Annotated in this window: 20 protein-coding genes and 2 pseudogenes; 13 read left to right on the forward strand and 9 right to left on the reverse strand. The window is 63.3% G+C overall.

All coding sequences use genetic code 11. The annotated features are described in order from the left end of the window. Positions 1–71: 71 nt before the first annotated feature. The 3 genes from mutS (at position 72) to NKL06_RS13685 (ending at position 3,960) form a co-directional block, all read left to right on the forward strand. Positions 72–2,801, forward strand: a complete 2,730-nt coding sequence (gene mutS / locus NKL06_RS13675; protein ID WP_023692657.1) for a DNA mismatch repair protein MutS — start codon at positions 72–74, stop codon at positions 2,799–2,801. A 73-nt stretch (positions 2,802–2,874) separates the two neighbouring features. Then, positions 2,875–3,339, forward strand: a complete 465-nt coding sequence (locus NKL06_RS13680) for a nuclear transport factor 2 family protein (RefSeq protein WP_023685130.1) — start codon at positions 2,875–2,877, stop codon at positions 3,337–3,339. Between the two features lie 66 nt (positions 3,340–3,405). Continuing rightward, entirely contained in the window at positions 3,406–3,960 is a 555-nt protein-coding gene (locus NKL06_RS13685) for a TetR/AcrR family transcriptional regulator (protein ID WP_023685131.1), read from the forward strand. A gap of 4 nt (positions 3,961–3,964) precedes the next feature. Here the strand turns inward: NKL06_RS13685 and NKL06_RS13690 are convergent, their stop codons facing one another. From NKL06_RS13690 to NKL06_RS13705, 4 genes are all read right to left on the reverse strand, one after another. After that, positions 3,965–4,723 (reverse strand): MBL fold metallo-hydrolase, encoded by a 759-nt coding sequence (locus NKL06_RS13690; protein WP_023685132.1) that lies wholly within the window; start codon positions 4,721–4,723, stop codon positions 3,965–3,967. 52 nt (positions 4,724–4,775) lie between these two features. Then, positions 4,776–5,621, reverse strand: a complete 846-nt coding sequence (locus tag NKL06_RS13695) for an aldo/keto reductase (RefSeq protein ID WP_023685133.1) — start codon at positions 5,619–5,621, stop codon at positions 4,776–4,778. A gap of 92 nt (positions 5,622–5,713) precedes the next feature. Beyond that, positions 5,714–6,097 (reverse strand): CopM family metallochaperone, encoded by a 384-nt coding sequence (gene copM / locus NKL06_RS13700; protein WP_023685134.1) that lies wholly within the window; start codon positions 6,095–6,097, stop codon positions 5,714–5,716. 43 nt (positions 6,098–6,140) lie between these two features. Next, complete coding sequence (locus tag NKL06_RS13705; RefSeq protein WP_023692659.1) at positions 6,141–8,654, reverse strand: heavy metal translocating P-type ATPase; 2,514 nt, start codon at positions 8,652–8,654, stop codon at positions 6,141–6,143. Between the two features lie 176 nt (positions 8,655–8,830). Here NKL06_RS13705 and NKL06_RS13710 point away from each other — a divergent pair, with 176 nt between their 5' ends. From NKL06_RS13710 to NKL06_RS13735, 6 genes are all read left to right on the forward strand, one after another. Next, a complete protein-coding gene (locus tag NKL06_RS13710; protein ID WP_023690024.1) occupies positions 8,831–9,673 on the forward strand; it encodes a glycosyltransferase family 25 protein in 843 nt (280 codons plus the stop codon). 33 nt (positions 9,674–9,706) lie between these two features. After that, positions 9,707–12,502: a [protein-PII] uridylyltransferase gene (locus tag NKL06_RS13715; RefSeq protein WP_023692660.1), complete on the forward strand. Its 2,796-nt coding sequence runs from the start codon at positions 9,707–9,709 to the stop codon at positions 12,500–12,502. A 58-nt stretch (positions 12,503–12,560) separates the two neighbouring features. Continuing rightward, complete coding sequence (gene murJ, locus NKL06_RS13720) at positions 12,561–14,159, forward strand: murein biosynthesis integral membrane protein MurJ (RefSeq protein ID WP_023692661.1); 1,599 nt, start codon at positions 12,561–12,563, stop codon at positions 14,157–14,159. A 616-nt stretch (positions 14,160–14,775) separates the two neighbouring features. Next, positions 14,776–15,843 (forward strand): tryptophan--tRNA ligase, encoded by a 1,068-nt coding sequence (gene trpS, locus NKL06_RS13725; RefSeq protein ID WP_023672858.1) that lies wholly within the window; start codon positions 14,776–14,778, stop codon positions 15,841–15,843. Between the two features lie 100 nt (positions 15,844–15,943). Then, positions 15,944–16,435 carry a universal stress protein gene (locus tag NKL06_RS13730; RefSeq protein WP_023672856.1) on the forward strand — a complete coding sequence of 164 codons (492 nt, stop codon included), beginning with the start codon at positions 15,944–15,946 and terminating at the stop codon, positions 16,433–16,435. Positions 16,436–16,636: 201 nt separating this feature from the next. Beyond that, a complete protein-coding gene (locus tag NKL06_RS13735) occupies positions 16,637–17,206 on the forward strand; it encodes a NifU family protein (RefSeq protein WP_023685140.1) in 570 nt (189 codons plus the stop codon). Positions 17,207–17,388: 182 nt separating this feature from the next. Here the strand turns inward: NKL06_RS13735 and NKL06_RS13740 are convergent, their stop codons facing one another. Next, on the reverse strand, positions 17,389–18,006 hold the full coding sequence (locus NKL06_RS13740) for a L,D-transpeptidase (RefSeq protein ID WP_023692663.1): 618 nt from the start codon (positions 18,004–18,006) through the stop codon (positions 17,389–17,391). A 238-nt stretch (positions 18,007–18,244) separates the two neighbouring features. Here NKL06_RS13740 and cueR point away from each other — a divergent pair, with 238 nt between their 5' ends. Next, the gene (gene cueR, locus NKL06_RS13745; RefSeq protein ID WP_023672853.1) at positions 18,245–18,661 is read left to right on the forward strand and encodes a Cu(I)-responsive transcriptional regulator; all 417 of its coding nucleotides are present in this window, start codon (positions 18,245–18,247) and stop codon (positions 18,659–18,661) included. Positions 18,662–19,042: 381 nt separating this feature from the next. Here cueR and NKL06_RS13750 read toward each other — a convergent pair whose 3' ends face one another. Next, positions 19,043–19,363 (reverse strand): hypothetical protein, encoded by a 321-nt coding sequence (locus NKL06_RS13750; protein WP_031210519.1) that lies wholly within the window; start codon positions 19,361–19,363, stop codon positions 19,043–19,045. A 165-nt stretch (positions 19,364–19,528) separates the two neighbouring features. Between NKL06_RS13750 and NKL06_RS13755 the strand changes: the two genes are divergently transcribed. Together NKL06_RS13755 and NKL06_RS13760 are read left to right on the forward strand one after the other, a co-directional pair. Next, positions 19,529–19,699: a hypothetical protein gene (locus NKL06_RS13755; RefSeq protein ID WP_023685143.1), complete on the forward strand. Its 171-nt coding sequence runs from the start codon at positions 19,529–19,531 to the stop codon at positions 19,697–19,699. Between the two features lie 563 nt (positions 19,700–20,262). Then, a complete protein-coding gene (locus tag NKL06_RS13760) occupies positions 20,263–20,763 on the forward strand; it encodes an MmcB family DNA repair protein (RefSeq protein ID WP_023692665.1) in 501 nt (166 codons plus the stop codon). 53 nt (positions 20,764–20,816) lie between these two features. Here NKL06_RS13760 and nhaA read toward each other — a convergent pair whose 3' ends face one another. Continuing rightward, positions 20,817–22,004: a Na+/H+ antiporter NhaA gene (nhaA, locus tag NKL06_RS13765; RefSeq protein WP_023692666.1), complete on the reverse strand. Its 1,188-nt coding sequence runs from the start codon at positions 22,002–22,004 to the stop codon at positions 20,817–20,819. Positions 22,005–22,292: 288 nt separating this feature from the next. Here nhaA and NKL06_RS13770 point away from each other — a divergent pair. Next, positions 22,293–23,435: pseudogene (locus tag NKL06_RS13770) on the forward strand (integrase core domain-containing protein); the annotation flags it as partial. Between the two features lie 233 nt (positions 23,436–23,668). Here NKL06_RS13770 and NKL06_RS13775 read toward each other — a convergent pair. Next, positions 23,669–24,232: an ActR/PrrA/RegA family redox response regulator transcription factor gene (locus tag NKL06_RS13775; RefSeq protein ID WP_023672848.1), complete on the reverse strand. Its 564-nt coding sequence runs from the start codon at positions 24,230–24,232 to the stop codon at positions 23,669–23,671. 86 nt (positions 24,233–24,318) lie between these two features. Then, a pseudogene (locus tag NKL06_RS13780) lies at positions 24,319–25,643 on the reverse strand (ActS/PrrB/RegB family redox-sensitive histidine kinase). Positions 25,644–25,667 lie beyond the last annotated feature (24 nt).

Consider the following 25,667-nt stretch of genomic DNA (forward strand, 5'->3'; position numbering starts at 1 on the left):
GAGGCCGGTCGTCCCCTGCTTTTCGGGCCGCCGGCATTAAACCCCGCACCCACATCTGCTAGCGTGCGGGGATGAACATGCACACTTCAGCAGAAACCGACGCCCCCGAGGTGACACCGCCTGCGCCCGTCGGCAGCGTCACGCCGATGATGGAGCAATATATCGAGATCAAGGCGGCGAACCCGGATTCGCTGCTGTTCTACCGCATGGGCGATTTTTACGAGCTGTTCTTCGACGACGCCGAGAAGGCGAGCCGGGCGCTGGGCATCGTCCTGACCAAGCGCGGCAAGCATCAGGGCCATGACATTCCGATGTGCGGCGTGCCGGTGCATGCGGCCGACGACTATCTGCAAAAGCTGATCGGCCAAGGTTTTCGCGTTGCCGTCTGCGAGCAGATCGAGGACCCGGCGGAAGCCAGGAAGCGCGGCGGCAAATCGGTCGTACGCCGTGACGTGGTGCGCCTGGTGACGCCAGGTACCATCACCGAGGATAAATTGCTGGCGCCGTCGGAATCGAGCTTCCTGATGGCGCTAGGGCGGGTGAAGGGCGGCAACAGCGGTGACGCCTTCGCCCTGGCCTGGATCGAGATCTCGACCGGCGTCTTCCGCGTCGCCGAAACCACGGCCGACCGCCTGCTGGCCGATGTCTTCCGCGTCGACCCGCGCGAGCTGATCGTCGCCGAGCCGGTGTTTTACGATCCCGAGCTGAAGCCGGTGTTCGACGTCATCGGCCGCGTCGCCAGCCCGCAGCCGCCGTCGCTTTTCGATTCGGCTTCGGCAGCGGGGCGGATCGCGCGCTTCTTCGAAGTGGCGACGCCTGACAGTTTCGGTGCCTTCTCGCGAGCCGAATTGTCGGCGATCTCGGGCGCCATCGCCTACGTCGAAAAGACGCAGAAGGCCGAGCGGCCGCCTTTGTCGCGTCCCGAACGCGAGGAGCAGGGCTCGACGCTGTTCATCGATCCTGCGACACGCGGCAATCTGGAACTGTTGCGCACGCTGTCGGGCAGCCGCGACGGCTCGCTGTTCAAGGCTATAGACCGCACGGTCACCGGCGGCGGCGCCAGACTGCTCGCCGACCGGCTGATGGCGCCGCTGACCGATCCGGCGGCGATTGCTGCCCGGCTTGATTCGGTATCGTTCTTCCGCGCCGAGACGCGGCTCTGCCAAGCGGTGCGGTCAAGCCTGAAGAGCGTCGCCGACATGCCGCGAGCGCTGTCGCGGTTGGCGCTCAACCGCGGCGGTCCGCGCGATCTCGGCGCGCTGCGTGCCGGCTTTGAAGCGGCGGCCACCATTGCCGAAATCTTCGCCGCAACAGCGCTGCCCTATGAATTGACGGAAGCACTTGCCGCGATAAAGGCGCTGCCGCGTGCGCTGGCCAAGCATCTGGCCCAGGCTCTTGGCGAGGAACTGCCGCTGCTCAGGCGCGACGGCGGCTTCGTGCGCGGCGGCTACCATGCCGAGCTCGACGAGATGCGGGCGCTGCGCGATGAGTCTCGCAAGGTGATCGCCGGGCTGGAGCGCTCGCTGATCGAGGAGACTGGCATCCGCTCGCTGAAGATCCGCCACAACAATGTGCTGGGCTATTACATCGAGGTGACCGCCAACCATCATTCGATCATGACCGGCAGCGATGGCGCCAAGGCACGCTTCATCCACCGCCAGACCATGGCCAATGCCATGCGTTTCACCACGACGGAACTTGCCGAACTCGAGACCAAAATCGCCAATGCCGCTGACCGGGCGCTGAGCATCGAGCTTGCCGCTTTCGATACGCTGACGGCTGAGGCGGTCGGCGAGGCGCAGAAGATCCGCGCCGGCGCCGATGCGCTCGCCGTACTCGACGTGTCGGCGGCGATCGCGCTGTTGTCGGAGAGCGAAGCCTGGTGCCGGCCGCTGGTCGATTCCAGCCTCGCCTTCGACATCTCGGGCGGACGCCATCCGGTGGTCGAACAGGCGCTTCGCCGTTCGGGCGAAGGGCCGTTCGTCGCCAATGATTGCGATCTGTCGCCGCAAGACGGTGCCAAGGCCGGCGCCATCTGGCTGCTCACCGGTCCGAATATGGGCGGTAAGTCGACCTTCCTGCGGCAAAACGCACTGATCGCCATCCTTGCCCAGACCGGCTCCTTCGTGCCGGCGACATCGGCCCATATCGGCGTCGTCGACAGGCTGTTCTCGCGCGTCGGCGCCTCGGACGATCTGGCGCGTGGCCGCTCCACCTTTATGGTCGAGATGGTAGAGACGGCCGCGATCCTCAACCAGGCCGGTGAGCGGGCGCTGGTGATCCTCGACGAAATCGGCCGCGGCACCGCCACCTTCGATGGCCTGTCGATCGCCTGGGCGGCGGTCGAGTATCTGCACGAGAAGAACCGCTGCCGGGCGATCTTCGCCACTCATTTCCACGAAATGACGGCACTCTCCGGCAAGCTGCCGCGACTGCACAATGTCACGATGCGGGTCAAGGAGTGGGAAGGCGACGTCGTCTTCCTGCACGAGGTCGGCAAGGGTGCCGCCGATCGCTCCTATGGCGTTCAGGTCGCTCGCCTTGCCGGTCTGCCGGAAGCGGTGGTCGGCCGCGCCAAAGAGGTGCTGCATCAGCTCGAGGAAGGCGATGTCTCCGGCAAGGCCAACCGACTGGTCGACGATCTGCCGCTGTTTTCGGTGGCAATGAAGCGGGAAGCGGCAAAGCCTGCGGAGAGCGACGCATTGGGCGCAGCGCTGGGTGAGATCAATCCAGACGAGATGACGCCGCGCGAGGCGCTGGAAGCGCTCTACCGGCTGAAGGGGCTGGCGGGGAAAACCTAGCCCGATTTCGGCCTTGACCAATTGTACCGATTGGTACAATGCTCGCCATCGCCTTTGCCGATGGGAGAATGACATGAGCCGTCCGCCGCTGCCGCCCTTCACCGCCGAGACCGCCGCGCAGAAGGCTCGGCTTGCCGAAGACGCCTGGAACAGCCGCGATCCCGAACGGGTTTCGCTCGCCTATACGCAGGACAGCACCTGGCGCAACCGCGCCGAGTTCGTCTCGGGCAGAAATGAGATCGTCTCCTTCCTCACGCGCAAATGGGCTCGCGAGCTCGACTACCGCCTGATCAAGGAGGTCTGGACCTGGAACGACAACCGCATCGCGGTGCGCTTTGCCTATGAATGGCGCGACGACAGTGGCCACTGGTTCCGCTCCTACGGCAATGAGAATTGGGAATTCGACGCGGCCGGGCTGATGCGTAGGCGCGTCGCCAGCATCAACGACCTGCCGATCGCCGAGGGTGAGCGCAAATATCACTGGCCGCTCGGCCGCCGACCGGACGACCATCCCGGCCTGTCCGAACTCGGATTTTAGAATATGATCCCTAGAGCTGTGTCGCGGTTTTCGGCAAAGATCATGCTCAAGCGGAAAAACTAGCGCATGCGCAGGATCGCGCCCGATCGCGCCGATTTGCTCTCCATCATCGGCGAGGTTTTCCGCGAACACGGCTATGAAGGGGCGAGCCTGGCGCGGATCGGTGCGGCGACCGGCCTAGGCAAAGGCAGCCTTTACCACTTCTTCCCCGGCGGCAAGGAAGAGATGGCGGCGGCTGTCATTGCCCATATAGATGGCTGGTTCGAGGAGAATGTCTTCGTGCCGTTGCAGGACAGGGCCTACCCTCGCACGGGTATCGATCGGATGTTCGAAGCGACCGACAGCTATTTCCGCTCGGGACGCCGGGTGTGCCTGATCGGCGCCTTCGCGCTGGACGAATCCCGCGACCTCTTCGCCATTGCGATCAAAAGCTATTTCGGCCGCTGGGTGGCGCATCTTGCCGAAGCGCTGACCCGAAGCGGGCACAGCGCTGCCAGGGCGGACGAACTCGCCGAAGAAACGGTCGGCGCCATCCAGGGCGCGCTCACGCTGGCGCGCGCCTTCGACGACACCGCAGTGTTTTCGCGCGCGTTGCGACGGGCGCGGGCGGCGCTCGGCTAGAGTGCTACAAGGGCTCGAAGCGGAAAGCCGTCTCGGTTCGAAAAACCCGGCCGACGCCGGGCGAATCAAGATGCGCGCCGGCGACGTAGCAGTCGTTGTTGGCCGCAAGCGCCAGCATTTGCAACCGGCTTGCCCTCGCCTGCTGCTGGTCTGCGTCGAATTCCCACGTGATCTCGGGTCGAGCGAATTGAAGCGACGGCACATGTACGATGTCGCCCCAGATCAACAGTGTTTCGCCTGCGCTCACAACGCGAAAGCAAGTGTGGCCGGCTTCATGGCCAGCGGAGCCGATCGTATCGATGTCAGCGCTGACGCGCTGTCCAGCATCGAGAGGCTGGGCGCGATCGTGGAAGCATTCCAGCCTCGCCACGTCGCGAAACATGCCGAGCTCAGCGCGCGGGACAAGCAGGCGAGAGAGCTGCGGGAAGCCGTCGCCACCATCGGCAAGGATGAGCCCGTGTATATGGTCGAGATGGGTGTGGGTGAAAGCAACAGTCCGAATCCGGTCGGTGGCGATCTTCGCCTCGCGCAGCGCCTCGGGCAGGTGCCCCATTGTCGGGTGCCAGGCGTTCGAAGCCCCTGTGTCGATCAGCGTGATGTCGTCGCCGTCATCGATGGCGAAGGCGTTGACCGACAGCCTGAGCGCACCGTCGACGAGCGGTACATGCGAGGGCAGGTTGTCACCGAATGTCCGGTCTCCGGGCTGGCGCAGCCGCCTGATTGGCATGTCGACGTAACCGTCGCGCAGCGACGTGACCGTCATGGCTCCGACTCTATACGCCGTATGATGATACCCGGTCGAAACCCGTTCCAATCTAGATCATCTCCAGCCCGCGCTTGCGCGTCGGCGGTGGAAAGGCGCGGTCGAGTTCGGCGAGGTCTTCGGCCGTCAGCTCGATGTCGAGCGCGGCAACATTCTGGCGGACATGCTCCTGGCTGCTCGCCTTCGGGATGGCGATGACACCGGGCTGCGCCATCACCCAGGCAAGCGCGATCTGTGCTGCCGTGGCGTTGTGGCGGGCGGCGATGGTTTCCAGCCTGGAATTGCGCGCCAGCGCGCCCTGCTCGACCGGCGAATAGGCCATCAGCGGGATGCCGCGCTGCCGGCTCCACGGTGCGAGATCGAATTCGGGGCCGCGCCGCGACAGATTGTAGAGCACCTGGTTGGTCTGGACATGATTGCCAGACGACAGGCCGGTCAGCTCCTCCATTTCGTCGGTGTCGAAATTGCTGACACCCCAGTGGCGTATCTTGCCGGCCTCCTTCAGCGCCTCGAAAGCCTCGACGGTTTCAGATAGAGGCACACTGCCCGGCCAGTGCAGGAGATAGAGATCGATGCGGTCGGTGCGCAGGCGCTTCAAGCTGTTTTCGCAGGCCCGCGCCACGCCGGCGCGCGAGGCATTGGACGGCAATACCTTGGAGACAAGAAAGAGTTCGTCGCGGCGCCCGGCAATGGCTTCCGCTACCACCTCCTCGGCGCCGCCGCTGGCATACATTTCAGCGGTGTCGATCAACGTGATGCCGAGGTCCAGCCCGAGCTTCAGGGCATTGACCTCGCCGGCGCGGCGGCGGGAATCCTCGCCCATCTTCCATGTGCCCTGTCCCAGCACCTGGACGGCCTCGCCCGAAGGCAGTGTGGTGGCTCTTATCGTCGATGGCATGTGGGCTCCTGGCGCCGTGTAATCGATGCGAATGGCATCACAAGCACGGAGAGAAATCCAGAATGAATCTCTCCGGCATGGCCGTTGCTGCCTTACTTCGCCGGATGGGCGGCGAGCCAGGCCTGCATCTTGGCGATCTCGGCTTCCTGCGCGGCGATGACATCTTCGGCCAGCTTGCGGATTTCGGGATCCTTGCCATTGGCGAGTTCCACCTTGGCCATGTCGATCGCGCCCCGATGATGCGGGATCATGCCGCGCACGAAATCGACATCGGCATTGCCGGAATATTCGATCATCATGTCGGTGTGCATCTTGTCCATCGCCGCCTTGTAGCCGTCGGTCGAAGGACCTTGCGCGCCCATCGCGCCCATGTCGTGTTTCATCTCTTCGGATTGCGCCGGGACGCTTTCGAGGAAAACGGCAAGCAGCATTCCCGCCGCCATCATCAAAAGCACGATCTTCTTAGCCAAGGTCATCCATGATCTCCTGTTGATTGATATTCGTATCTGGGGGCTTTGCTCAGAGTTTCAACGTCCGCAGCCGCAATGCGTTGGCGATGACCGAAACCGAAGACAGGCTCATGGCCGCCGCCGCCAGCATCGGCGACAAAAGCGTGCCGGTGAGCGGATAGAGCACGCCGGCGGCAACCGGCACGCCAAGCACATTGTAGAGGAAGGCGAAAAACAGATTCTGGCGGATGTTGCGGATCGTCCCCTGGGCGAGCGTTCGGGCCCTGACGATGCCGTTGAGATCGCCCTTGACCAGCGTAATGCCGGCGCTCTCGACAGCGACATCGGCGCCGGTGCCCATGGCGATGCCGACATCGGCGCTGGCCAGGGCCGGCGCATCGTTGACGCCGTCGCCGGCCATGGCTACGCCGGCACCTTTCGCACGCAACTCCTCGACAAGGGCTGCCTTTTGTTCCGGCAGCAGGCCGGCGCGCACCTCGTCAATGCCAAGGCTTTTGGCGATGGCGCGCGCCGTGCATTCATTGTCGCCGGTCGCCATGATGATCCGCAAGCCTCTGTCGTGCAGCGCCCTGATCGCCTCGGCTGTCGTTGCCTTGACCGGATCGGCGACCGCGACAATGCCGGCCAGTTTTTTGTCCACCGCAACGAACATCGCCGTCTTGCCTTCTGCCTGCAGCGCCTCGGCCCTGGCCGACAGGGAAGCGGTGTCGATGCCGACATCGGCCATCATGGCGGCGTTGCCGAGCGAAACCTTCCTGCCAGACACCGTGCCGGATACGCCCTTGCCGGTGACGGCGTCGAAGCCGCCGGCCTCAACGAGCGTCAGGCCGCGTTCGCCGGCGCCGCCGACAATGGCCTCGGCCAGCGGATGCTCCGAGCCTTTTTCCAGGCCGGCGGCGAGCGCCAGCAATTCATTCTCAGACAGGCCTTCGGCAGCGACGACATCGGTCAAGCGAGGCTTGCCTTCGGTCAAGGTGCCGGTCTTGTCGACGATCAACGTGTCGACCGAAGCGAAGCGCTCGAGCGCGGCCGCGTCCTTGATCAGCACGCCCGCGTGCGCCCCGCGCCCGGTGGCAGTCATGATCGACATCGGCGTCGCCAGGCCGAGCGCGCAGGGGCAGGCGATGATCAGCACCGAGACCGCCGAGACGATGGCAAAGATCAAGCTGGGTTCGGGACCGAAGATCGCCCAGGCGGCAAAGGCCATGAGCGCGACCAGCACGACGGCCGGCACGAAGTAGAAGGAGACGCGATCGGCTAAACCTTGAATCGGCGCGCGCGAACGCTGCGCCTTTGCGACCAGCTCGACGATGCGCGAAAGCGTCGTTTCGGAGCCGACCTTTTCGGCGCGCATGATCAGCGAACCGTTCTTGTTGAGCGTGCCGCCGGTCAAGGCATCGCCTTTCGTTTTTTCGACCGGCAGCGGCTCGCCCGAGATCATCGATTCGTCGATGGAGGAACGGCCTTCCGTTACAGTGCCGTCGACCGGCACGGCGTCGCCCGGACGGAGGCGTAGGTGGTCGCCGGTCTTGACCGCAACGAGCGGCACGTCGGTGTCGGAGCCGTCCTCCCCGATCAGCCGTGCCGTCTTCGGCGCCAGGTCGAGCAGCGCACGGATGGCCGAGCCGGTCTTTTCGCGCGCCCGCAATTCGAGCACCTGACCGAGGAATACCAGCGCGACGATGACGGCGGCTGCCTCGAAATAGACCGGCACTGTGCCGCCATGACCGCGGAACTGGTGTGGAAAAATGTCCGGGAACAGAGTGGCCGCCACGCTGTAGAGATAGGCAGCGCCGACACCGAGCGAAATCAGCGTCCACATATTGGGGCTGCGGTTGACCAGCGACTCCCAGCCTCGGTGGAAGAACGGGAAGGCCGCCCACAGCACGACGGGGCTGGCCAGCGCCAATTCCAGCCAGACCATCGTTCGCCCGTCGACAAACGCCTGGAACGTCAGGCCGAGCATCGGCGCCATGGCAACGATCAGCAGCGGCAGGGACAGCACCGCGCTGACCCAGAACCGTCTGGTGAAGTCTACCAGTTCGGGGTTCGGGCCCTCATCGCCAGTGGGAACGCCCATCGGCTCAAGCGCCATGCCGCAGATCGGGCAGGAGCCGGGCTTGTCTCTTATCACTTCGGGATGCATCGGGCAGGTGTATTGCGTGCCTTTCCGCACTGGCGACGGCGTCGGCCTGTCACCGAGATAGTTTTGCGGCTCGGCCTCGAACTTCGCCCGGCAGCCGGCCGAGCAGAAATAGAAACCCTGGCCTTCGTGGCGGAAAAAATGCCTGGCGGTAGCGCGGTCGACACTCATGCCACAGACGGGGTCGGTGGCGGTCAGGTATTTTTCGGGCCCGGCGACGAATTTCGTACGGCAACCCTCGCTGCAGAAGTGAAAGAGACGGCCGCCATGCTCGGCCGTCGGCTTACCGGCTGCCGGATCGACGCTCATGCCGCAGACCGGATCGCGCACCACTGCTTCGGCGGCCGGCTCAGCAGCCTTTGCCGTACAGCAGTTGCCATCGGCCGCGTGCGCGTGGTGGTGATGCTCGGAATGCGCCATCGAAAAGTGCCTTATATCTGTCTGGGTGAGGAGGTAGTGCTTCCAGTAACTGGAAGGTCAAGGGGCGATTTCCACTTTTCGATCGTGGCCGTCATCGCGCACATCGAGGGAAAATCGCTTACGCAACTTTGTTCCCATGCTATGGACGCGCGTCCCACTGCATCGATCCCACCCAAATGAAATGCCTGATTATCAATCTCGATCGGTCCCGCGATCGCCTCGCCCATGTAACGGCGGAGTTCGCGCGCATCGGCATCGCCTTCGAGCGGGTCGCCGCCATCGATGCGCGAGATCGGCCGGATCTGGCCGAAATGCCGCAGGGCAAGAAGCATTTGCGCCTGGCCGACGCCGAGATTGCCTGCCTGCTCAGCCACCAACAGTGTTGGTCGACGATCGCTGCAGGTGAGGATGCTTACGCGGCGATTTTCGAGGACGATGTCGTTTTCCCGGACAAAGCCGGCGCTTTGCTTGCCGATGCGGGCTGGATTCCCGCCGATGCGGACATCGTCAAGTTGGAAACGTTCTTCAACCGGACCGTAATTTCACGCAAGCAAGTTGCCTGCGGCCACGGTTTTTCTGCGAGCAGACTGCACGGGCTCCATATCGGTACGGCGGGATACATCCTGTCCAGACAGGCCGCGCGGGACCTTCTTGCGGCAACGAATGAGATCAGCATTCCCGTCGATCACCTCATCTTCAATCCGCGTTTTGCTACCTCGTCCGACAAGGTCATTTACCAACTCGTCCCAGCATTGTGCCTGCAGGCACAATTCCTCGGCGACAGTCCGGTGAGATTGCCAAGCCTGCTCAAGCAGGAGCGAACAGAGGAATGGGTGGCAAGCGGGATAGGTAAACGGCGCCCCAGGCCAATCACCGCCAAGGTAAGGATCGAGACCAGGCGGTTGACGCGGCAGATCGCCGATCTCTTCCGGCTCCGGCGCGAGATGATCATCCCTTTCTGGTATCGCGGCCGACGCGTCCGTCCGCCCCATACACAGCGCCGTGAAAACGCGCTATAGACGCCGCGCAAAGGCGAGGCCCACCGGCAATCCATGGCAAAAATCTCCCTCAAGCTCGACGCGCTGATCGACAGCGAGGCTTTGCGCCGCGACATGACGGCGCTGATCTCGGCGGCCAGCGGCATCGAGCCCGGCGCGCGCGTCGGTGCGCTCCGGCTGCTGAAGGATCGGCTGACCGAGGGCCGCAAGGTTGCCGAGCGCATGCTGATGGACGATGGCAGCGGCTCGGCATGCGCCGCCCGGCTGTCGCATCTGATGGACGAGATCATCCGCGCCCTCTACGAGTTCGCCGCGACCCACGTCTACCGGGTGAAAAGCCCCTCGACCGCAGAGCGCATGGCGGTCGTTGCCGTCGGCGGCTATGGCCGCGGCACGCTGGCGCCGGGCTCCGACATCGACCTGTTGTTCCTGCTGCCCTACAAGCAGACGCCGTGGGGCGAACAGATCGTCGAATATATGCTCTATATGCTGTGGGACCTCGGGTTGAAGGTTGGCCACGCCACCCGCAACATCGACGAGTGTCTCAGGCTATCGCGCAGCGATATCACCATCCGCACCACGATCCTGGAAGCGCGGTTCCTGTGGGGCGAACAGAAGCTCTTCGACGAATTGCTCACCCGCTTCGACCATGAAGTGGTGCGCACCACCGGACCGGAATATGTGCAGGCCAAGCTCGCCGAACGCGACGATCGCCATGCCAAGGCCGGCGAAAGCCGCTATCTGGTCGAGCCCAACGTCAAGGACGGCAAGGGCGGCCTGCGCGATTTGCAGACGCTGTTCTGGATCGCCAAGTATTTTTATCGCGTGCGCACCGGCGAGGAATTGGTCGAGAAAGGTGTCTTCACCGAGGCCGAGTACCGCGAATTCCAGAAGGCCGAAGACTTCCTGTGGGCGGTGCGCTGCCACATGCATTTCCTCACCGGCAAGCCAGAGGAACGGCTGCATTTCGATATCCAGCGCGAGATTGCCGAACGTCTCGGCTACACCACGCATCCCGGTCTGTCGGCGGTCGAGCGCTTCATGAAGCACTACTTCCTCGTCGCCAAGGATGTCGGCGACCTCACCCGCATCTTCTGCGCCGCGCTCGAGGAAGAGCAGGCCAAGCATGTGCCCGGCTTCAACCGCATCTTCCTCACGTTCCAGCGCCGCAAGCGCAAGCTGGCCGGCACGTCGGATTTCATTGTCGACAATCACCGCATCAACGTCGCCGACGACAGCGTGTTCGAGCGCGACCCGGTCAATCTGCTCAGGCTGTTCTGGTTCGCCGACAAGCACGGGCTGGAGTTCCACCCCGATGCGCTGAAGCTGCTCACCCGCTCGCTCGGTCTGGTCAACAAGTCGCTGCGGCGCGACGAGGAGGCCAACCGGCTGTTCCTCGACATCCTGACCTCGGACCGCAATGCCGAGCTTAATTTGCGGCGCATGAACGAGGCCGGCCTGCTCGGCAGGCTGATCCCCGATTTCGGCAGAATAGTCGCCATGATGCAGTTCTCGATGTACCACCACTATACGGTGGACGAGCACCTGATCCGCTGTATCGGCGTCTTGGCCGAGATCGAGCGCGGCGACGGCGAAAAGGTGCATCCGCTCTCGCACACGCTGATGCCGGGGCTAGAGAAGAGCCGCGAGGCACTCTATGTCGCGGTGCTGCTGCACGACATCGCCAAGGGCCGGCCGGAGGATCACTCAGAGGCCGGCGCCCGGATCGCACGCCGCATCTGCCCGCATATGGGGCTGTCGGCCGCCGACACCGAGACCGTCGCCTGGCTGGTCGAGAACCATCTGGTGATGTCGATGACGGCGCAGACGCGCGACCTCAACGACCGCAAGACGATCGAGGATTTCGCCTCGATCGTGCAATCGGTCGAGCGGCTGAAAATGCTGTTGATCCTGACCGTCTGCGACATCAGGGGTGTCGGGCCGGGCGTGTGGAACGGCTGGAAGGGCCAGCTCCTGCGCACGCTCTACTACGAGACCGAACTGCTTTTGACCGGCGGCTTCTCGGAAGTGTCTCGCGCCAAGCGGACGGCGGCGGCGCGCGAGCGGCTGGCCGAGGCGCTGGCCGATTGGCCGGACAAGGCCCGCAAGCGCTATGTCGGCCTGCATTACGAGAACTATCTGCTGACGGTCGACCTCCCCGATCAGCTGCGCCATGCCGAATTCATCCGCGAAGCCGACGCGGCAGGCAAGAAGCTCGCCACCGTGGTCAGGACGCACCAATTCGAGGCGGTGACCGAGATCACCGTGCTGGCGCAGGATCATCCGCGCCTGCTTTCGGTCATTGCCGGCGCCTGTGCGGGAGCGGGCGGCAACATCGTCGACGCGCAGATCTTCACCACGTCCGACGGCCGCGCGCTGGACATCATCCTGATCTCACGGGAATTCGATCGCGACGAGGACGAGCGCCGCCGCGCCGAGCGCGTCGGGCGGCTGATCGAGGACGTGCTGTCGGGCAAGAGCTGGTTGCCGGAGATGATCGAGAAGCGCACCCGACCGCGGCGCGGCGCCAAGGTGTTCAAGATTCCGCCGCGCGCCGAAATCCGCAACACGCTGTCGAACCGGTTTTCGGTGATCGAGGTCGAGGGACTGGACCGGCCTGGGCTGTTGTCGGAAATCACCAGTGCGTTGTCCGACCTCTCGCTCGACATCGCCTCGGCTCACATCACCACCTTCGGCGAGAAGGTGATCGACACTTTCTATGTCACCGACCTTACGGGGCAGAAGATCGACAACCCGGCACGCACCGCCACCATCCACGCCAGGCTGATCGCGGCGCTTGAAGGCGTTGTCCCAGAGCGCGGCGGCAAGGCCAAGGCGGCGGCCGAGTGACCATCACTTTGTCCCAATCACCCCCTTTGTCCCAATCATCCAGGCAATCTCCCCGCGCATGAGCCTCGTCAAGAAATTCGCCACGGTTGCGTCCGGCACGCTGATGAGCCGCGCCCTTGGCTTTGGCCGCGAGATGCTGATGGCTGCCGCACTCGGCACCGGGCCGGTGGCGGACGCCTTCAACGCCGCCTTCCAGTTTCCAAACACGTTTCGCCGGCTGTTTGCCGAAGGCGCTTTCAACGCCGCCTTCGTGCCGCTGTTTGCCAAGGAGATCGAGACCCACGGCACCGACGGCGCCAAGCGCTTTTCGGAGGAAGTGTTCGGCGTCCTGTTCACCGCACTTCTGGCGCTGACCATCGTCATGGAATTGGCGATGCCGCTGATCGTGCGCTATCTCGTGGCGCCGGGCTTTGCCGACACGCCGGGCAAATTCGAGACGACCGTCCTGCTGGCGACGATCATGTTCCCGTATCTCATCTGCATGTCGCTCGCAGCGATGATGGCCGGCATGCTGAATTCGCTGCGCCGCTATTTCGCGGCTGCCGTGGCGCCGGCTTTCCTCAACATCATCCTGATCAGCGTGCTCGGCTACGCCTGGTACCACGGCATGGATGCCCGTGAGGTCGGTTTCAGCCTGTCCTGGGGCGTGCTGGCGGCGGGGCTGGTGCAGCTTGCCATCGTCTGGGTGGCGGTGCGCAATGCCGGCATCGCCATCGGCTTTCGCCGGCCGAAGATGACGCCCAACGTCAAGCGCCTGCTGATCCTGGCGCTGCCGGCGGCGATCACCGGCGGCATCACCCAGATCAACCAGCTGATCGGCACGGCGATCGCGTCGGCGCAGGACAGCGCCGTGTCCTCGCTTGCTTACGCCGACCGCATCTACCAGCTGCCGCTCGGCGTCGTCGGCGTCGCGGTGGCCATCGTGCTGTTGCCGGAGCTGTCGCGGGCGCTGAAATCGGGCAATCTGGTCGAGGCGGCCAATCTGCAGAACCGCTCGGTCGAGTTCACGCTGTTCATGACCTTGCCGGCGGCGGCGGCCCTTTGGGTAATGGCGGAGCCGATCGTGCGGCTGGTTTATGAGCGCGGCGCCTTCGCCGCCACCGGCTCGACGCCGACGGTGGCGGCGATCCTGGCGATCTTTGGCCTCGGCCTGCCGGCCTTCGTGCTGATCAAGGCCTTCACCCCCGGCTATTTCGCCCGCGAGGACACGCGCACGCCGATGATGTTCGCCGCCATCTCGGTCGGCGTGAACGTGATCACCGCGCTGACGCTGTTCCCGAAAATGGGCGCGCCCGGCATTGCGGTGGCCTCGGCCGTCGCCGGCTGGGTCAACGCGGTGATGCTGCTTGCGGTGCTGATCCGACGTGGCCATTGGGGCCGCGACGTGCCGCTGTTGAAGCGCATTCCGCGTCTTGTGCTGTCGGCGGCGGTGATGGCGGTGGCGCTCTATTTCGCCGAGCACTGGCTGGCCGTCAGGCTCGGCCCCGGCTCGCCACTGGTGATCAAGGCAACGACGCTGCTGGCTCTCGTGGCCGGCGGCGCTCTGCTCTACTTCATCACGGCCTTTGCCACCGGCGGCGCCGATTTCGGCATGATCCGGCGCAATATTGGACGGAAGGGCACACCGCCGGTCACGGAACAGTCTCCAGATCCGTAAGCCTAACCGTAGAACCTGGTTAAACTTCGGCAGACAATTTGTCGTAAACCGAGCGTGGCAGCGGTTCGGGTGCCTGTTTGCTAAGCTCGACCCCGAATTCGGCCCGAAGCCGCGCCGCTGTTTCAAGCGGCGTCTCGTGGTCCTGTCGGGGCTTTGGGGCTTCCTCGTTGTTGACAGCGGGCATCGATTTCTCATCCGATGATATGCAATGCAGGTTCAAATATATCATAAATGTCGATGTCAGCGCGGCCCCTCATTCCCCTGCCGGGCATTTCTCCCCGTGAACGAACGGGGAGAAAGAGGCTGAACATGGCGCCAGCGCTTTCTCTGGCGATTGGCGAAAGCGGGCGATGACGGCGTTTTTCTCCCCCTCTCTATACGGGAAGAAATGTCCGCAGGACAATGAGGGGCGGCGCCAGCCTGTCAGGTCAATATACAGGGGCATCAGACGCGACCGCGCCATCCCCGCCTCTTGATCCTCTCCGCCCCTTCGTCCATAAGCGCGCCGTCGCAAGACTTTTGCCGCGCGTGGTTTCCAGCCGCGTGATTGGCTCCGAAAAGTCTGCAACTTTTCGGAATCACGCTTATACGGCCCTCCACAAGCCATGAGGACATCATGACCGCCTTCAAACAGCTCGTCTTTTCCGGGGTACAGCCGACCGGCAATCTGCATCTCGGCAACTATCTCGGCGCCATCAAGAAATTCGTTGCGCTTCAGGACACGTCAGACTGCATCTATTGCGTCGTCGACCTGCATTCGCTGACGGCACAGCTCGTCCATGACGACCTCGCCGACCAGACCCGCTCGATTACCGCGGCCTTCCTTGCCTCCGGCATCGACCCGAAGAAGCACATCGTCTTCAACCAGTCGCGAGTGATGCAGCATGCCGAGCTTGCCTGGATCTTCAACTGCGTGGCGCGCATCGGCTGGATGAACAAGATGACGCAGTTCAAGGACAAGGCCGGCAAGGACCGCGAGAACGCCTCGCTGGGCCTGCTTGCCTATCCCTCGCTGATGGCGGCCGACATCCTGCTCTACCGCGCCACCCATGTGCCGGTGGGCGAGGACCAAAAGCAGCATCTGGAGCTGACCCGCGACATCGCGCAAAAGTTCAATAATGATTTTTCGAGCCGCATCGCCAGTCTTGGCGTCGGCGTCGAGATGCAGGTTGGCGAAGAGACGGTAAACGGGTTCTTCCCGATAACCGAACCGGTGATCGGCGGGCCGGCGGCGCGCATCATGAGCCTGCGCGACGGCTCCAAGAAGATGTCGAAGTCGGACCCGTCGGATCTGTCCCGCATCAATTTGACCGACGATGCCGACACCATCTCGAAGAAGATCCGCAAGGCCAAGACCGACCCGGAAGCATTGCCAAGCGAAGTCGACGGCCTGGAAAGCCGCCCGGAAGCGGAAAACCTGGTCGGCATCTATGCAGGGCTGGCCGAGATGTCGAAGGCGGACGTGCTGAAGGAATTCGGCGGCCAGCAGTTTTCCGTGTTCAAGCCGGCGCTCGCCGACCTTGCCGTGGAAAAACTGGCGCCGATCGCCGGCGAGATGCGCCGTATCGAGGGCGACCGCGCCTATGTCGACGCGGTGCTGAGAGACGGCGGCGAACGCGCCGGCGCGCTGGCTGAGACCACCATGAAGACGGTACGCGACATTATCGGCCTGTTGCAGGGCTGATCCTACCGTCAGTGCACCGCACCATTCTGGCCCAAGGCCGGCGGCTTGCCGCCGGTCTGTCGCGGTGGCAGATTGCGGTCGAAACATCGAGTAGATAGACATGGTCTCCAAACGCCTCAGTCGCGAAGCCGGCCATCGCAGGAAATTCCTGACGATCATCGACGACACGCCGGAGTGCGAGCGCGCCGTCGCCTACGCCTCCAAGCGGGCGCAGAGCACCAGCGGCACGCTGGTGCTGCTCTACATCATCACACCGGACGACTTTCAGCACTGGCTGGGCGTCGAGAAGATCATGCGCGAGGAAGCCAATGCCACGGCGCGCGCGGCACTCGACGGCTACGCCAACAAGGTGCGCCAGAAGCTCGGCATCGAGCCCGAGATGGTGGTGCGCGAAGGCAAGCCGACCGAGGAGATCCACAAGCTGATCGAGGAAGACCAGGACATCGCCATCCTGGTGCTGGCGGCAGGTGCCGGCAAGGAAGGACCCGGGCCGCTGGTCGGGGCTGTTGCCGGCAAGGGCGCCGCCTTCCCTATTCCGGTCACAGTGGTGCCGCAGAACCTGTCTGACGAGGAGATCGACAGCCTCGCATAGAGAGTTGATGCCGGAAGTGTGAAGCGGTTCGGATAACATCACGATCCTGGATTTATAGCCCGCGCGGGATTAATTCCCAGCCAGCAAAAACATTCCGCCAGCCAGCCGTTTTGAGCGACGCGTTTCGCTTGAATGTCCAGCCGATTGAGCCTATTTAGAACTATTCCAAACTAGCTGCCCGACTGGGGCACGGAGACGGCCATGTTCATCCAGACCGAATCGACGCCGAACCCGGCAACGCTGAAGTTCCTGCCCGGCAAGGAAGTCCTTGTTGAAGGCACCGCCGATTTCCGCGACGCCGACAGTGCAGCCAGCGCCTCGCCGCTGGCCGGCCGGCTGTTCGAGATCCCCGGCGTGACCGGCGTCTTCTTCGGCTATGACTTCATCACCGTGACCAAGGACGGCCCGGACTGGCAGCACCTGAAGCCGGCGATCCTGGGCGCCATCATGGAGCATTTCATGTCGGGCGCGCCCGTGATGGTCAACGCCGGCCCCGCCGCCGAGACCAGCCAGACCGGCGAATTCTACGACAAGGCCGATGAGCAACTGGTCATCACCATCAAGGAACTGCTCGACACCAGGGTGCGCCCGGCGGTTGCCCAGGATGGCGGCGACATCACCTTCCGGGGCTTCGAGAACGGCACCGTGTTCCTGCACATGAAGGGCGCCTGCGCCGGCTGCCCGTCCTCGACGGCGACGCTGAAGCACGGCATCCAGAACCTGCTCCGCCATTTCGTGCCGGAAGTACAGCAGGTCGAGCAGGTCTCCTAAGACCCCTTCACGCATTCGAGCGAGCAACAAAAAACCGGGCCAGATTGCCCGGTTTTCTGTTTTGGACGTCCGTTGTTGCCTAGACGGTCCGCGTACGAAGGGTAACGCCTATTTTGACCATGATATTCCCGAAAACCGGTTCCACTTTTCGCTTTCGTGGACCTCGGTTCCGGATCATGGTCCTACATCACGATGACCTTGGCGCCGACCGACGTGCGGTCGTAGAGGTCGATGATGTCCTGGTTCATCAGCCGGATGCAGCCTGACGACATCGCCTTGCCGATCGAATTCCATTCCGGACTGCCGTGCAGGCGGTAGCCCATGTCGCCGCCCTTGTTGAACAGATACATGGCGCGCGCGCCGAGCGGGTTCTTCAAGCCCGGCTCCATGCCGCTCGCGAACTTCGCTAGCTCCGGCTGGCGCTGGATCATCTGCCGCGGCGGCGTCCAGGTCGGCCATTCGCGCTTCAGCGCGATATGGGCGGTGCCGTGCCATTCAAAGCCTTCGCGGCCGACGCCGATGCCGTAGCGGATCGCCCGGCCGTCGCCTTCGACGAAGTAGAGAAACTTGTTCTGGGTATCGACGACAATGGTGCCCGGCTTTTCCGAGGTGTCGTAGTTTACCTCTTGCCGGTGGTACTTCAGCGGCACCCTCTCGATCGGGATGCGCGGCAGTTGGTAGCCTGCATCGTTCACCGAACCGTAGTTGTTGGTGAACAGCTGCGAGCCGATCGTGCTGCAACCCGAGATCGCGGCCGACAACGCAAGTGCGGCGACGATTGCAAATGACTTCATGCGCATGAAATGGTCCGATGCCCCACCAAGATGTCGCGACACGTTACGGCCGCTTTTCCTGAAATCATTCATGCTGGCATTTGCTTTGCTTGCCAAGCGCGCGATGCCTATATGCAGGAGCTTACGTGCCGGTAAGCCGGCAACTATGGCATTTCGGCAACAGGACTCACGGGATTGTGAAGGAAAAACAATGGTCGGTCCTGTCGGATAGCCTAGAATCAGGGAACCACATCGAGGAATCACAATGAATGTAGGCGATGCCGCGGCGCGGTCCGGCCTGCCGGCCAAGACCATCCGCTACTATGAAGAGATCGGCCTGATCGCCCCGGCGCGCGCCGGCAATGGCTATCGCGATTATTCCAGCGACGACATCCATCGGCTAGCCTTCCTGCGCCGCGCTCGCAACCTCGGCTTTTCAATCGACGATTGCCGGCAGCTGATGGCGCTCTACCGGGACCGCAGCCGCGCCAGCCACGATGTGCGCGAGATTGCCGCCGCCCATGTGAGCGCCATCGAGGAAAAGGTGCGCGAGCTGCAGTCGATGCGCACGACCTTGCAGACGCTGATCCAGGCCTGCCATGGTGACGACCGGCCGGACTGCCCGATTTTGGATGACATTGCGGGGGCTGCGCAGGCCGCAGACAGGCGGGCCACGGTTTGAAGCACGGGCGCCGGGATAGACTGGGCGCCGGACGCGCAAGAAAAACCTCCAAAGGTCTATATCTCATTTGGCTAAAATTACGGAACGTCCAATGGACAAGAACGGAACCAAAGCGGTTACATCAGACCTTTGCGCTCACGACGCAAGACTTTAGTCCGGCCGATTTATAGCTAAGAACGGAAGTCGATCGGCACGACATAGGGCCGCTGCGGATCAATACCAGACTGCACCCAGACTAGTATGGTGCGATCGCGGAAGACGCTCGGACCAAGCCGTCACCCAGGTTTGTCAACCGAATAATCGTCTGATGAGGCGCGCGGATGCTGGGGTCAAAATCCGAAAGCGACCGCCACCTTCAGACCGAACGAGTAAGAAGCAGACCTAGCTTGAGGTAGGTTCAAACTCTTCTCTGACTTCCTTCCAGAGCAAAAACTTGAATGGCCACGCTCTGAGATAGGGGATCAGCTTCTCTCGCGACAGAGCCGCAAAAAGAAGGGTGGTCAGAACTGAAAACATACAGGACAGAAACGCCACAAAAGCTATCGGCATCATCAATACCGCAGTGAAGCCACCGACAATATGCGGCCAAGTACCCTTCTCAGCTACGATTCCCGCGCTAGCAAGAAGGCCAATCCCCAGCAAGATTAGGCCTATCGTGCCCAACGATACGAGCAGCGCGGTGAGTGCGGTTCTACGCTTCATATGCTTTGCCTCCCGGTAGCTTATCTCAAGCATAGCGGGGATCAATCCGCAGGGCGCGTTGTAAAGTATATAGTCGCCCTGCGAAAGGCGATTGTATGGTTGACAAACCCATTTGCTCACGACCTTGGCCCTGCTAGTCTCGCGCTTGGGTTTGGGGGTCAAGACATGAATGCCGTTGAGTTTATCGACAAGGTTCTAACGCCGCTCGGTGGCGGGCTTGGGGTCCTGCTGGCATGCCGGTTTTCACCGCAACTTCGTGCGCAGGTCAGGCCTGGTCTGGAATTAGTGATGGCAGTTATTGTCGTGCTGATCCTGGGAGCCATCAAATGGCTCTAGGAGCTACCCAGCCGTAGGGAAGTTACCAATTTCGGAACCAAATTCCGCCTAACGCTTACGAGTCGTCGTTTCGTATACGGCTTGGTCATTTACAAGGTTTCGTATGCATCCGCCCTGATAGCCGCCAGTCGGAACGCGCTATGCTGGTGCGGCGTGGCGTGCAACGGCTGTTGCGGGACATGGGCCCTCTGCATAACTGGCCCACGCTTGCCGCGGCGATAACAGGCCCTGACTGCCTCGATTTTTGATGATATGGCGGCCTTAGGCCGGGCGAAGACAAGGCCGCTTCGGGCAGTGACATAAGCGGCCGGACCTCGCTCATCCAAGACTTCAGGACCTTTTCGGCCATCCCGCTTCTCACAAACGCGGAGATGACACCGATCAGAGATTCGATCCAACGCAGTATTGTCCGCAGTACTTCCCGTAGCGCCTGGCCCATGACGTGACATGCCTCTCGGATCATCAACCGTAGCAGGATTATATTCCTATCTGGCCGAGTTTGTCAATCGGATTTTGCCCAACATGGGTTCAAACCGTGAACAAAATCTGGCATGGTGGGTGCCATGCCGATCATTTCGCCGATTCCCCTCAATCCCCTCATCGACGGCCGCCAGTCCGAACGCGCCATGCTGGTGCGGCGCGGCGTGCAGAGGCTGTTGATGCAAATGGGCATGCATGTGCTGCCCGAACTGTCGCTGGCCACCGGGCGGCGCGCCGACCTTGTGGCGCTGACCCGGCAGGGCGATATCTGGATCATCGAGGTCAAATCCTCGATCGAGGATTTCCGCGTCGACCGCAAATGGCCTGACTACCGGCTGCACTCCGACCGCTTCTTCTTCGCCACCCATCCGGGCGTGCCATCGGAGATCTTCCCCGAGGAATGCGGCTTCATCCTCTCCGACGGCTACGGCGCCGAGATTCTGCGCGATGCGCCCGAGCACCGGATGGCGGCGGCAACGCGCAAGGCGCTGATGCTGCGCATCGCACGGGCGGGTGCGGCGCGGCTGCTGGCGGCGGAACTGGCGGGTGTGGCGGTGCCGGCGCTGGCGGGAGAGAGCGAGTAGACGAAGCTCAAGTTCCTCGCCCCGCTTTGCGGGGGCGAGGAACCCAAGAACACCTACTCCACCACCTCCTCCACCCCTGCCGCCGGCGCCATCAGCAGCACGGCGGCACCCAGCAGCGCTGCAACGAAGGACCCTGCCAGGATGCCGACCTTGACGGCGTCCTGCAGCGCCATGTCGTTGGCGAAGGCGAGCAGGCCGATGAACAGGCTCATGGTGAAGCCGATGCCGCAGAGCAGCGAAATGCCGATCATGTGCAGCCAGCCGGCGTTGACCGGAAGGTCGGCGAAGCCGAGACGGATGGCAAGCGCCGACGAGCCGAAGACGCCGACCAGTTTGCCCAGCACCAGGCCTGCGGCGACTCCGAGCGTCAGCGGTTCGACCAAAGCGGCGGCGCTCAGGCCAGCCAGCGACACGCCGGCATTGGCAAAGCCGAAGATCGGGATGACGAAGAACGGCACGATCTTGTGCAGGCCGTGCTCCAACCGGTGCAGCGGCGAATGGTCGAGATCGTGCCCGCTGCCGGGAGAAGTTTTCAGCGGAATGGTGAGCGCCAGCGCCACGCCGGCCAGCGTCGCATGCACACCCGATTTCAGCACGAGCACCCACAGCACGGCGCCGAGCACGAGGTAAGGCGTCAGCGCCGTCACCCGCATACGGTTGAGCATGACGAGCATCGCGATGACGGCGAAGGCAGCAGTGAGATAGGCCAGCGACAGGCCGCTGGTGTAGAAGATGGCGATGATGATGACGGCGCCGAGATCGTCCATGATGGCGAGCGCGGTGAGGAAGATTTTCAGCGAGGCCGGCACGCGGTTGCCGAGCAAGGACAGCACACCGAGCGCAAAGGCGATGTCGGTGGCGGTCGGGATCGCCCAGCCGGAGAGCGCGGCGGCGTTGTTGCGGTTGATGGCGACATAGACGAGTGCGGGAACCAGCATGCCGCCGGCGGCGGCGACGCCCGGCAGCACGCGGCGCGGCCAGGTCGAGAGCTGACCGTCGAGCATCTCGCGCTTGATCTCGAGGCCGACCAGCAGGAAGAACACCGCCATCAGCCCATCATTGATCCAGTGCGACACGCTGAGCGGGCCGAGATAGGCGTGGAGAGCGGCGAAATAGGTTTCGGCCAATGGTGAATTGGCGACGATCAGCGCAAGGGCTGCCGCAACCATCAGGATGATGCCGCCCGCCGCCTCGCCGTCGAGGAATTCGCGAAGGATGGATTTCGGCTGCTTGTCGCGCATCTGTGCTCCGTTGCCGGGTTTTCCGGCGGCGTTATTGCCGATGATGGGCAAAGGTCGATGGCACGGCAAGCGCAACTGTTTCCAGCGTTGGCGCCGCCCCTCATTGTCCTGCCGGACGTTCGTCATTCGAAAAGCCAAGCAGTTGGCTTTTCGTCCGCTTCGCGGACCATTCCTCAACTCCCCACATAGCGACGGGGAGAAAGAGGCAGTGTCCGAACCGGATAGATAGGTAACAGAATGGACCGATAGCATGGGTGACAGTTTTCTCCTTCGCCGGGAGGACCGGCGATGGTTTGGCGAGAGACTGGCATCATGGACGAGCGGCTACGGTTTGTTGTGGAGTGTCTTGCTGGGGATGAGACGATGGTTGCGCTTTGTGCGGCCTACGGGATCTCACGCAAGAACGGCTACAAATGGCTCGGACGTTATCGGGAGTTCGGCCCGGAAGGTTTGCACGACCTGCCGCGAGCACCGCTCAATCAAGGCCGGGCGACAGCTCAGGACCTAGTTGAGCGGATTGTGGCGGCCAAGGAGCTGCATCCGCTCTGGGGTCCAAAGAAGATCGTGGCACGGCTCAGGCGCACGGCTCCCGAGTTCATGTGGCCTTCAGCCTCGACGGTCGGCGCGATCCTTGCGCGGCATGGGCTTGTCCGCGCCCGCAAGCGACCCCGCCTGCGGGCCTGCGGCAATGGACCCTGGCCACAGCCGCAAGTACCGAACGCGGTGTGGACTGGCGATCACAAGGGCTGGTTCCGGACCCGCGACGGCTGGCGTTGCGAACCCTTGACGGTGATGGATGCGTCGAGCCGCTATCTTCTGGCGCTCGAAGCGACGGGGTCGACGGCCGATAGCGAAGCCTGGCCGGTGTTCGAACGGCTGTCTGAAGAGCATGGCCTGCCGGATCGCTTCAGAAGCGACAATGGCCCGCCCTTCGCATCAGCCGGCGTCACCGGGCTGACGCCGCTTGTCGTGCGCTTCATCAAGCTCGGCATCACCTTGGAGCGGATCGCACCCGGCAGGCCACAGCAGAACGGACGTCACGAGCGCTTTCACCTGACCATGCTGCCGATGGCCGAGGCACCGGAAGCCGACCGAACGGCACAGGGCCAGGCCTTCGAGACCTTCCGCCACAGCTACAATGAGGAACGTCCCCATGAGGCGCTGGGCATGGATACGCCCGCCCAGCACTACCGGTCCTCACAGCGCGGCATGCCCAGGACACTACCCGAGCCCATCTATCCGGCCGAGGCCTCGGTCCGCCGCGTGCGCCACAATGGCGAGATCCGATGGAATGGCGGCTTCATATATGTCTCGCAAGCGCTGGCGGGCGAACCGGTCGCTGCGTTGGAGACCGAAGACGGACAATGGACACTCTCATTCCATGCCCACCCGCTCGGCATCATCGACACACGGCACATGAAGCTTGTCCGCCGCATAGGGGGAGAGAAGTGTCACCTATGTATCCGGTTCAAAGTGTTACCCATCTATCGACTGGACAGCAGCTTCAGCCTCGCCGTCGTCTCCTGCAACGCCGGCGATTGGCGAAACCGGCGATGAGAGCGCCCCTCTCCCCCGTCTCTATACGGGCAGAGGATGCCGGCAGGCAGGTGAGGGGCAGCGCTGAGGTTCGGCAATTGGCGGCCGGCGCCACCGGCGCGTGAACCTCAGCGTGGTGCGCGCTTGGCGAGTATGCGCTGCAGCGTGCGGCGATGCATGTTGAGCCGGCGCGCGGTTTCCGACACGTTGCGGTCGCACATTTCGTAGACGCGCTGGATGTGTTCCCAGCGCACGCGGTCGGCCGACATCGGATTTTCCGGGGGGGCGGCGCGCTCGCCGGCGGTGCGGGTGAGCGCTGCAAACACGTCGTCGGCGTCAGCCGGCTTCGACAGATAGTCGATGGCGCCGAGCTTCACCGCGGTCACCGCGGTGGCGATGTTGCCGTAGCCGGTGAGGATGACGGTGCGGGCATCGTCGCGCTTCTCGCGGATGGCGGCGACGACGTCGAGGCCGTTGCCGTCGCCAAGCCGCATGTCGACCACCGCATAGGCCGGCGGGTGGGCGCGCGCCTTGGCCACTGCCTCCTCGACGCTCTCGGCCGTCTCGACCACGAAACCCCTGGTTTCCATGGCGCGGGCCAGCCGCGTCAGGAACGGCTTGTCGTCGTCGACGATGAGCAGCGAGGTGTCCTCGCCTTCGACCATTGCGCCAATTGCTTCTTCGCCAGTCATTATCTCAAAAAATCCTGCTGCCTTAATTTTACGCAGATATAGTTCCTGAACGCCATTGTCCAATTTTGCCGCCTCCGCCAAGGCTTTTACGCGGTGTCGAACATCGAGATCCCCACCGATTCCGGGTTGAGGAAGACCGTGCGCGGCCACGATATCTGCACGATCGCGCCTTCGCCCAGTCCGCTCGAATTGCGGAAATCGAGCGTGGCGCCGGAGCGTTCGAGCAAGGTCTTGGCGATGAACAGCCCGAGACCCAGGCCACCGCCAGCCTCGTTGCCCTGGCGTGTCGACATATAGGGCTCGCCGATGCGATCGATGATTTCGGGGGGAAAGCCCGGCCCGTCATCGATGATCGAGAAGGTGACGTCGAGTTCGTCCCAGCTCCATCGCACCGTCACACTGTTGCGGGCGAAGTCGACGGCGTTCTCGACCAGATTGCCGAGGCCGTAGATGACGCCGGGGTTGCGCCGTCCCACCGGTTCGGGGCCGACGCGCTCGCCCGGCCGAAGCTTGATCGAGATGCCGAAATCGCGGTGCGGCGCGGTCACCTCCTCGACCAGTGAGGTCAGCGGCAGACGCGACAGATGCGCCTCGCCCTCGGAGACAGGCTGGTCAGCCGCTTCAGGATCTCGCGGCAGCGCTCGCTCTGCGACCGCAGAAGTTTGACGTCCTCACCGTATTTTGGGTCGTCGCCAAGTGCCTTTTCCATCTCCTTGGAGACAAGGGCGATGGTGGCGAGCGGCGTGCCGAGTTCGTGCGCGGCGGCGGCGGCAAGCCCATCCAGAGCCGACAGATGCTGCTCGCGCTGCAACACCAGTTCGGTGGCGGCAAGCGCATTGGCGAGCAGGCGGGCTTCCTCGGCGACGCGGAAGGCATAGATGGCGGTGAAGGCGATCGAGGAAAACACCGCCATCCATATGCCGGCGACATAGATGAACGGCATGGGCAGCGGCGCGCCCTCATACCATGGCAGCGGCTGGTGGAAGAAGACCAGCAACGTGGCCGCCGCCATGACCAGCGCGCCGAGCACCGCAGTCAGCCGCAGCGGCAGCGACGCCGCCGAGATGACGACGGGCACGGTCATCAGCACCGAGAACGGGTTGGTGAGGCCGCCAGTCAAAAAGAGCAGGCCGGCAAGCTGCAGGCTGTCGAAGGTCAGGATGAAAAAGGCTGAGAACGGGGTCAGCCGGTGCGCTGCCGGATAGCGGAAGGTCAGCACCAGGTTAAGCCAGGCCGAACAGGCGACCAGCGCGAAGCAGAGGCTGACCGGCAGCGGGAATTTGAGCCCATAGGCGACGACCAGCACCGCCAGGCTCTGGCCCACGATGGCCAGCCAGCGCAGCCGGATCAGCGTGTTGAGGCGCAGCCGCTGGCTTTGCTGGAAGTCTGGCGCGTGCACGATGTTGATCATGGCCAAGGATTATAGCCGGGAAAG

Origin of the sequence: Mesorhizobium sp. C268A (assembly GCF_040324475.1) — a bacterium.
GTDB lineage: Bacteria > Pseudomonadota > Alphaproteobacteria > Rhizobiales > Rhizobiaceae > Mesorhizobium.

What these genes read in the sequence shown, in the direction of transcription:
- mutS (WP_023692657.1), top strand. Translation starts at nt 72, where the DNA reads ATGAACATGCACACTTCAGCAGAAACCGACGCCCCCGAGGTGACACCG.
- NKL06_RS13680 (WP_023685130.1), top strand. Translation starts at nt 2,875, where the DNA reads ATGAGCCGTCCGCCGCTGCCGCCCTTCACCGCCGAGACCGCCGCGCAG.
- NKL06_RS13685 (WP_023685131.1), top strand. Translation starts at nt 3,406, where the DNA reads ATGCGCAGGATCGCGCCCGATCGCGCCGATTTGCTCTCCATCATCGGC.
- NKL06_RS13690 (WP_023685132.1), bottom strand. Translation starts at nt 4,723, where the DNA reads ATGACGGTCACGTCGCTGCGCGACGGTTACGTCGACATGCCAATCAGG.
- NKL06_RS13695 (WP_023685133.1), bottom strand. Translation starts at nt 5,621, where the DNA reads ATGCCATCGACGATAAGAGCCACCACACTGCCTTCGGGCGAGGCCGTC.
- copM (WP_023685134.1), bottom strand. Translation starts at nt 6,097, where the DNA reads ATGACCTTGGCTAAGAAGATCGTGCTTTTGATGATGGCGGCGGGAATG.
- NKL06_RS13705 (WP_023692659.1), bottom strand. Translation starts at nt 8,654, where the DNA reads ATGGCGCATTCCGAGCATCACCACCACGCGCACGCGGCCGATGGCAAC.
- NKL06_RS13710 (WP_023690024.1), top strand. Translation starts at nt 8,831, where the DNA reads ATGAAATGCCTGATTATCAATCTCGATCGGTCCCGCGATCGCCTCGCC.
- NKL06_RS13715 (WP_023692660.1), top strand. Translation starts at nt 9,707, where the DNA reads ATGGCAAAAATCTCCCTCAAGCTCGACGCGCTGATCGACAGCGAGGCT.
- murJ (WP_023692661.1), top strand. Translation starts at nt 12,561, where the DNA reads ATGAGCCTCGTCAAGAAATTCGCCACGGTTGCGTCCGGCACGCTGATG.
- trpS (WP_023672858.1), top strand. Translation starts at nt 14,776, where the DNA reads ATGACCGCCTTCAAACAGCTCGTCTTTTCCGGGGTACAGCCGACCGGC.
- NKL06_RS13730 (WP_023672856.1), top strand. Translation starts at nt 15,944, where the DNA reads ATGGTCTCCAAACGCCTCAGTCGCGAAGCCGGCCATCGCAGGAAATTC.
- NKL06_RS13735 (WP_023685140.1), top strand. Translation starts at nt 16,637, where the DNA reads ATGTTCATCCAGACCGAATCGACGCCGAACCCGGCAACGCTGAAGTTC.
- NKL06_RS13740 (WP_023692663.1), bottom strand. Translation starts at nt 18,006, where the DNA reads ATGCGCATGAAGTCATTTGCAATCGTCGCCGCACTTGCGTTGTCGGCC.
- cueR (WP_023672853.1), top strand. Translation starts at nt 18,245, where the DNA reads ATGAATGTAGGCGATGCCGCGGCGCGGTCCGGCCTGCCGGCCAAGACC.
- NKL06_RS13750 (WP_031210519.1), bottom strand. Translation starts at nt 19,363, where the DNA reads ATGAAGCGTAGAACCGCACTCACCGCGCTGCTCGTATCGTTGGGCACG.
- NKL06_RS13755 (WP_023685143.1), top strand. Translation starts at nt 19,529, where the DNA reads ATGAATGCCGTTGAGTTTATCGACAAGGTTCTAACGCCGCTCGGTGGC.
- NKL06_RS13760 (WP_023692665.1), top strand. Translation starts at nt 20,263, where the DNA reads ATGCCGATCATTTCGCCGATTCCCCTCAATCCCCTCATCGACGGCCGC.
- nhaA (WP_023692666.1), bottom strand. Translation starts at nt 22,004, where the DNA reads ATGCGCGACAAGCAGCCGAAATCCATCCTTCGCGAATTCCTCGACGGC.
- NKL06_RS13775 (WP_023672848.1), bottom strand. Translation starts at nt 24,232, where the DNA reads ATGACTGGCGAAGAAGCAATTGGCGCAATGGTCGAAGGCGAGGACACC.